This window comes from Burkholderia sp. BDU5 (genome assembly GCF_001522845.1).
Lineage (GTDB): Bacteria > Pseudomonadota > Gammaproteobacteria > Burkholderiales > Burkholderiaceae > Burkholderia > Burkholderia mayonis.
Genome location: NZ_LOWC01000109.1, coordinates 317,288 through 323,494 on the forward strand (window position 1 = coordinate 317,288; position 6,207 = coordinate 323,494).

The window sequence follows — 6,207 nt, forward strand, 5'->3', positions numbered from 1 at the left end:
ATGACAGCCGCCAAATTCTTCCTGCGCTACACCGCCGTGCCGTTCGTCGCGATCGTGCTCGTCGTCGTGTGGGCGCTCAACCGCGAATCGGGCGAAATCGATGCGCGCCAGTACGCGGCGCTCGTCGCCGCCTATCCCGGCTTCACGCCGGATCTCCAGGACGAAGTGAACCGCGCGATGCGCGACGGCAAGCTTGCGAAGTCCGATTACTCGTCGATCGTGCGCGATTCGCTCAACCACGGCTATGTGCTCGACTGGTCGTCGACAGGCACCGATCTGAACACCGAGCGAGGCAAGCTGCTCGGTCTCGTGAAGAACAACGCGCACGCGGCCGACTGACGTCCGCCCGGCGATCCGGCGCGCGCCCGGCGCGCACGAGCGGCGGCGGACTCAGCGGCGGCGCTCGCGCGGACCCGGCGCCGACGCGCAAGCATTCGCGCCCGTCTTGCCGCGCGATGCGCACCGCGCGCCACCGCGGCCCGTCTATGCGAAGAGACCGCCGACGAGTCCGGCGAGCGCGCCGCCCGCGAGCAGCCACAGCGGATGCACACGGGTGCGGTACGCGAGCACCGCGACCGCCGCCGTGATTCCCCATTGCAGCGCCGACCGGTTCGACGCCTCGGAGATCAGCACAGCGCTCGCGACGACGAGGCCCGCGGTGACGGGCATCATCCCCTGCTGCACGTAGCGACGCCACGGCTTGTCCTTGAAGCGCTCCCACGCGTGCAGCGCGAGCATCGTCACGATCGACGACGGCCCGAACTTCGCGAGCGACGACACGAGCAGGCCCGGCCAGCTCGCGACGTGCCAGCCGACGAGCGGCACGATCATCATGTTCGGCCCCGGCGCCGCCTGCGCGAGCGCGAAGAGCGCGGTGAACGCCTGCGCGCTCATCCAGTGATGGACATCGACGACCTGACGCTGCATCTCGGGCAGGATCGTGTTGCCGCCGCCGAACGCGAGCAGCGATAGCTGGCCGAAGATCACCGCGAGCGCGGCAAGCGTGTCGCTCATCGCCGCACGCCCTGCGCGCTCGTGTTCGCCTCGCGCGGCGCGCGCGAGGCGAGCCAGATGCTCACCGGCGTCAGCACGAGCATCGTCGGCAACAGCGGCGTGCGCAGCACCGCGATCGCAACGAACGCGAGCGCCGCGACGCACGCGGCCATGCGCGCGTCGCGCAGCGGCTTCGCGACCTTCACCGCCATCGCGACGAGGAGGCCCGCCGCGGCCGCCGCGAGGCCGCCGAACAGATGATGGACACTCGGATTGTGCTGCGTCTTCGCATACAGCACGCCAAGCCCGATGACGACGAGCGTCGGCCCGGCGACGAGGCCGAGCAGGCCTGCGATCGCGCCCGGCACGCCGCGAAACTTCATGCCGACCGCGACCGACAGGTTGATCACGTTGCCGCCCGGCAAAAACTGGCAGAGACCGAGCAGATCGGTGAACGCGTCGGCGGTCAGCCAGCGGCGCTCCTCGACGAGCGCGCGGCGCGCGAACGGCAGCGCGCCGCCGAACGACATCAGCCCGAGGCCGAGGAAACCGACGAACAGATCGACGACGCGGACGTCGACCGCATGTCCGCCGCCAGCGGGTTCGGAACAAGATTGCATGGGAGTCCTCGCAATTTTCACGAGCCGAGGTTACGCCCGTTCGCCGTGGACTCCAAACGATTTTATCGGCGCGGCTTTGTGATCTAGAATCACAAACATGGCACGCGATCTCCCGCCATTTCCTGCACTGAAGGCCTTCGAGGCAGCTGCAAGACATGAAAGCTTCAGCGCCGCGGGCGAGGAGCCGCATGTGACCCACGGTGCCATCAACCGGCAGATCGCCGCGTTCGAGGCGTGGCTCGGCAAGCCGGTGTTCCTCCGGCACGGCAAGCGGGTGAAGCTCACCGACGAAGGCCGCCGCTATCTCGCGACCGTCGAGGCGGCGTTCGACAGCATCGCACGCGCGACCGAGCAGTTGCGCGGACGGGCGCCGCGCGCGTGCTGCGCATCAACGCGCTGCCGACATTCGCAATGAAATGACTGCTGCCGCGCCTGTCACGGTTCCAGCGCGAAGCGCCGAACGTCGAGCTGAAGCTGTCGACGTCGAATGCGCCGCTCGGCTCGCTCGACGGCTTCGACGTCGCGATCCGGCGCGGGCCCGGCCGCTTGCCGAACTGCGCGAGCGGCCGGTTCCTCGACAAAAGCATGATTCCCGTGTGCAGTCCGGCGCTCCTGAAACGCGCGCCGATCGCGGGCGCGGACGATCTCGCACGCCACGTGCTGCCGCATTCGGATACGCGCCCCGACGCATGGCGCGAGTGGTTCGCCGCGGCGGGCACGCCGATGAAGGGCCGCAAGAAGCAGTCGTTCGACCACTTCTATCTCGCGCTGCAGGCGGCGGTGGACGGCCTCGGCGCCGCACTCGGGCCGCTGCCGCTCATCGCCGACGAGCTTGCGAGCGGCCGGCTCGTGACGCCGCTGCCGGGCCCGCGAATCGCGACGCGCAGCTACTGGTGAAGCAAGCAAGCCTTATAAATCAAGGCCCCTAAGGATACCTCTATCCGGTTGTAGATCAGACCTGCCCGGGATCAGATCAGCGGCTGCATGCCGGGCGTGGCCGCACCTCGCGTCAGTTCCTGGCCGGTCTGCGCCGAACGGACCACCAACTGAACATAGCTGTTCATCGGCTCGTACGGCGCGAAGAACCGTTCGAGCAGTTTCGTGAACACGACCAGACTGACCTCTCGCAGCGCGGTCTCATCGAACGACAGCATGATTTCGATGCCACGCACGAACGACGGAAACTGACTATCCAGCGACATCCATTTGATCGCCGGCTTGTAGTCCAGATCGGTGATCGCGTCGATGCAGCGCTGTACCAGCGGCGTTGTGCGCACCGCGTGGAGCCGCAGGAATGCTTTCAGGGCCGGCAGCCCGTCCCGCGTCAGGTCCAGCGAATGCGGCGACAACGTCGACAGCACGCGCCACAACGCGCCGTTGCCACGCGGCAGCTCGGCCGTCAACGTCGGCCGAGTGATCAATTGGATCGGACAATCCAGCGCCTTGTTTTCGAGCAGCAAATCGCCCAGTGAATTGCCGATGGGCAAGCGCGCCGGCAGGTCGCGATTTGTCACTGTCGTCATTACATCGATTTGCGGCAGCTTCGGCCGGGCCGACTGTCCATCCAGTCCGACCAACGACAACATCATGGTTTGATGGCCGGCCGATCCGGCGTCGCGATCACGAAACGCGACCCAATAGACCGCCGCTGAATCAGCGCGTGGATCGTGACTCAGGGCCTGATAAGGCCGCACCAGAATTCTGGGGCGATCACTTTCGAACGGCACGTCCTCGTCTTTGTCTTTTTTCCTGGACAACTCGCCCAGATAGACCGCGTCGACCGAATACACGCCCAGCGGCGAGTGTTTCGCCAGTCGCACGGGCTGAACCGGATAGGCATCCTGCCCCTTCAACACAATGGGTTGGGCCGGCTGTGAAAATAGATTCACGACGGGCGTGCAGAACAGCTTGAACGCCGTTGCGTCGAGCGACGCGAGCGCCAGCGCAGCGACCGGGTCGGCGGGCGTATCGCGCAATACGACATGCAAGGTCAGTTCCCGAGCGTCGGGGGCGCTTGCTGCACGCCGCACGCGTCCCATGTCTAGATCAACGAAATCGAACAACTCGGGAAACGCGAAGTATTCCAGCAGGTAACGATAGGTGGTCGCGATCCGGCTGGTGGTTCGGCTGTCCGGCAACAAGCGTTCGTCATCGGAGAAACCGACCGGTTCGAACGGCACCTTCGATAGGGCCCGCCAGCGCCCACATCGATCGACCTCAACGTACGCGGCAGCCGCGCGCAACAGCAAAGCGTCCAGCAGCGACGAGACGAACGGCCGCTCACCGGTAAGGAATACACGTATGGGACCGTCCGGAATGGCCGCCGTGAACGGACCAGCGGCCGACGTAAAGCTGATCGACAGCACGCCGGTTGCGTCGGCTGGCAATCTCACGGCCGACGGTGCCAGCGTCGTCGGTGTATACCGCGCGGACCGGATTTGCAACGGCGAGATGGTCACGTTGTAGGTCGACTGGAATCGCACCGGGGCCGTGCGCGCGTTCAACGCCATACCGCGCGGCACGACGACCGGTTCTGTCAGTTGACCGACGATCCCCCGTGGTTCGAATCGGGCAATCGCGCACGATGGCACGGTTCGCAGGTAGTGCGGATGGACAACCTCGAGCAGCGCCTCGGTGAATTCGGGATAGTCGTCAGCCAGCTTCGAATCGAGGCGCGCGGCAAGAAGCGAAAAGGTCTGAATCAGACGCGTAACATGCGGATCGTCGGTCCGGCCGCTCTGGATGCCGAGCCGGGCGGCGATCTTCGGATAGCGGATGGCGAAATCGCCCAACGCCCGCGCGAGCAACCCGAGTTCGTATTCGTAATGCGACAGCAGGTGATCCATTCAGCTACAGCCCCAGCCGGTCGGGACGCACAAGCGTTGGGCCGACGAAGATAAGTTTGCGTAATGCCGCTTGCAGGCCGTATGGTTGCATCCGGAAATGCGGCCGCCGCCAGTGACTGCTCACTTCGCGCTGTGCGCTGTCCGATGGAACTGATCCGGCCGCCTCAGCGTCGAAAATCGCGGGGCCGACGATGTGTCGGTCGTAGAGCTGTTCGATTTCCGCGAGCCGTTCCGTGCGCTTGCGCTTGCCGAGCCCCGGAAAGTGTCGCGACGCGCTCGAATAAGCGCGATCACGCACAACCTGCGCGTCGCGTGCGTTGAGGTACAACGACATCTTGATCGCATAGTTCAGGGCGTTGCGCCAGAACTGCTGAGCGTCGGGCGAATCGGGCAATCCGTCAGCCGCGGGCTGTTGGAACAACTCATCCACCAATTCACGGATCGTCTTGTCGGGGTCCTCCAGCGGCAGCGTAATCGAATCCATTGCCGCACCGTCGCTGGGGCCGCCGGCCATTAACCATGTCGCAAATCCGATTGACCGGTCGTTCTTGAAAATCGCGATCGCCTCAATGTCGCCGGCTTGTTTCCAGCGGGTGGGTTCGGGGACGATGCATAGCGTATCGGTCGGCATCTCGAGCATGCCTATCGGCACATCCTCCGCGATATAGGCGGCGTCGAGCAGGCGGTCTGTTGCGGTTCGCAGCGCGTCCCACGCGGCGAGCGCACCCCTGACCCGATAGCGAACCGGTCCAGGCAAGCGAGCGAGCTTCGGATCGGTGACGGCGTCGCCTGAACGCATCAGCGCGGTAGCGAGCCGCTGACGAATGTCGGCGCGCAGCGTTTGACGCTGAGCATCGGATGCTAAGGCGATGTTGCGTGACGATGCGCTGGTCAATGCTGTTTCCTTCATTCGATTCGTCGAGCCGTTCATGCGCGACGCCTTTTACTCGAGCGATGAAATCAATCGCGCGCCGCACTCCGTTGGATCGTCGTGAAAGGCGACCGGCGTACCATGGTGATTGCGCGTGCTGTTTTCCGGGATGATCCTGAACTGCCCGCCGCACTTCGGACACCATGTCAGGTGATCCTTCAGCGCAACCGGAACGCCAAGCGCTGTCAAATCGTCGCTCGCGGTGATCACTTCACCACCGTGGGTCGTCTTGTCGCGCAGGCGAATCACGCCGCGTCCGTTTTCGTCTTTCATCGTCTGCTGACTCCAATTTGCGCGACCATCAGGGACCCTTCAGCGCGTCGATCTCGTGCAGTGATACAACGCCGGGCGTATCACTCTTCCGTGAGAAATCGTTTCGATACGACATACACATTTGTATCCGACATTGCACAGGATTCGTGCTGCGTGGCGACACTTGTCGTGATGACCTCGATGGTCATTCCGCGTTTCTCGGTGAAGACGATATCGTGCACGTAACGGTACTCGTCATTGCCGACCGACTCGGGCGTATCGAGATGTTGAACAGCGAGCTGCTTCCACTGGGTTTTCTTGAAATCAACCTTGTCGTTATCCGTCAGCCCTTCCTGCTTGAGATGCACGAGAGCAATAGCAGCCGCAAGGCGGCCAACATCATCGCATTTAGCGTGCACGTTCGAGGCAAAAAGATAGAATGCCGTCGCACATATCGTAGTGGCGAACTTCATAACCGGCTCCCGAGGGCCCATCAAGTTGCGCGAGCGGCCGGCTTGTCGAGCCAAGCTGCGGCATGCATTCGACCGTCCGTTTCACCCGTCCA

7 protein-coding genes and 1 pseudogene are annotated in these 6,207 nt (G+C 64.2%); 2 read left to right on the top strand and 6 right to left on the bottom strand.

Annotation, left to right across the window (positions count from 1 at the left end):
- Positions 1-339, top strand: coding sequence for a hypothetical protein (locus tag WS69_RS17520; RefSeq protein ID WP_059471963.1), 339 nt, complete (start codon positions 1-3; stop codon positions 337-339).
- 144 nt (positions 340-483) lie between these two features.
- On the opposite strand, the gene WS69_RS17525 is transcribed toward WS69_RS17520, so the two are convergent.
- Together WS69_RS17525 and WS69_RS17530 are read right to left on the bottom strand one after the other, a co-directional pair.
- The gene (locus WS69_RS17525; RefSeq protein ID WP_010113459.1) at positions 484-1,014 is read right to left on the bottom strand and encodes a chromate transporter; all 531 of its coding nucleotides are present in this window, start codon (positions 1,012-1,014) and stop codon (positions 484-486) included.
- Positions 1,011-1,613 carry a chromate transporter gene (locus tag WS69_RS17530; protein ID WP_059471964.1) on the bottom strand — a complete coding sequence of 201 codons (603 nt, stop codon included), beginning with the start codon at positions 1,611-1,613 and terminating at the stop codon, positions 1,011-1,013. The genes WS69_RS17525 and WS69_RS17530 overlap by 4 nt, the downstream gene beginning before the upstream one ends.
- A gap of 97 nt (positions 1,614-1,710) precedes the next feature.
- On the opposite strand from WS69_RS17530, the pseudogene WS69_RS17535 reads away from it, so the two are divergent.
- Positions 1,711-2,507 (top strand): annotated as a pseudogene (locus WS69_RS17535) (transcriptional regulator GcvA); the annotation flags it as partial.
- A gap of 74 nt (positions 2,508-2,581) precedes the next feature.
- Here the strand turns inward: WS69_RS17535 and tssF are convergent.
- The 4 genes from tssF to WS69_RS17555 all read right to left on the bottom strand — a co-directional run bounded on the left by tssF (position 2,582) and on the right by WS69_RS17555 (position 6,115).
- Positions 2,582-4,459 (bottom strand): type VI secretion system baseplate subunit TssF, encoded by a 1,878-nt coding sequence (tssF, locus tag WS69_RS17540; RefSeq protein ID WP_059471965.1) that lies wholly within the window; start codon positions 4,457-4,459, stop codon positions 2,582-2,584.
- 4 nt (positions 4,460-4,463) lie between these two features.
- The gene (locus tag WS69_RS17545; protein ID WP_059471966.1) at positions 4,464-5,390 is read right to left on the bottom strand and encodes a hypothetical protein; all 927 of its coding nucleotides are present in this window, start codon (positions 5,388-5,390) and stop codon (positions 4,464-4,466) included.
- A gap of 12 nt (positions 5,391-5,402) precedes the next feature.
- Positions 5,403-5,663 carry a PAAR domain-containing protein gene (locus WS69_RS17550; protein ID WP_059471967.1) on the bottom strand — a complete coding sequence of 87 codons (261 nt, stop codon included), beginning with the start codon at positions 5,661-5,663 and terminating at the stop codon, positions 5,403-5,405.
- An 80-nt stretch (positions 5,664-5,743) separates the two neighbouring features.
- Entirely contained in the window at positions 5,744-6,115 is a 372-nt protein-coding gene (locus tag WS69_RS17555) for a hypothetical protein (protein ID WP_156438201.1), read from the bottom strand.
- Positions 6,116-6,207: the final 92 nt, after the last annotated feature.

Coding starts and splice junctions, on each gene's coding strand:
- WS69_RS17520 (WP_059471963.1), top strand. CDS start 1: ATGACAGCCGCCAAATTCTTCCTGCGCTACACCGCCGTGCCGTTCGTC.
- WS69_RS17525 (WP_010113459.1), bottom strand. CDS start 1,014: ATGAGCGACACGCTTGCCGCGCTCGCGGTGATCTTCGGCCAGCTATCG.
- WS69_RS17530 (WP_059471964.1), bottom strand. CDS start 1,613: ATGCAATCTTGTTCCGAACCCGCTGGCGGCGGACATGCGGTCGACGTC.
- tssF (WP_059471965.1), bottom strand. CDS start 4,459: ATGGATCACCTGCTGTCGCATTACGAATACGAACTCGGGTTGCTCGCG.
- WS69_RS17545 (WP_059471966.1), bottom strand. CDS start 5,390: ATGAACGGCTCGACGAATCGAATGAAGGAAACAGCATTGACCAGCGCA.
- WS69_RS17550 (WP_059471967.1), bottom strand. CDS start 5,663: ATGAAAGACGAAAACGGACGCGGCGTGATTCGCCTGCGCGACAAGACG.
- WS69_RS17555 (WP_156438201.1), bottom strand. CDS start 6,115: ATGAAGTTCGCCACTACGATATGTGCGACGGCATTCTATCTTTTTGCC.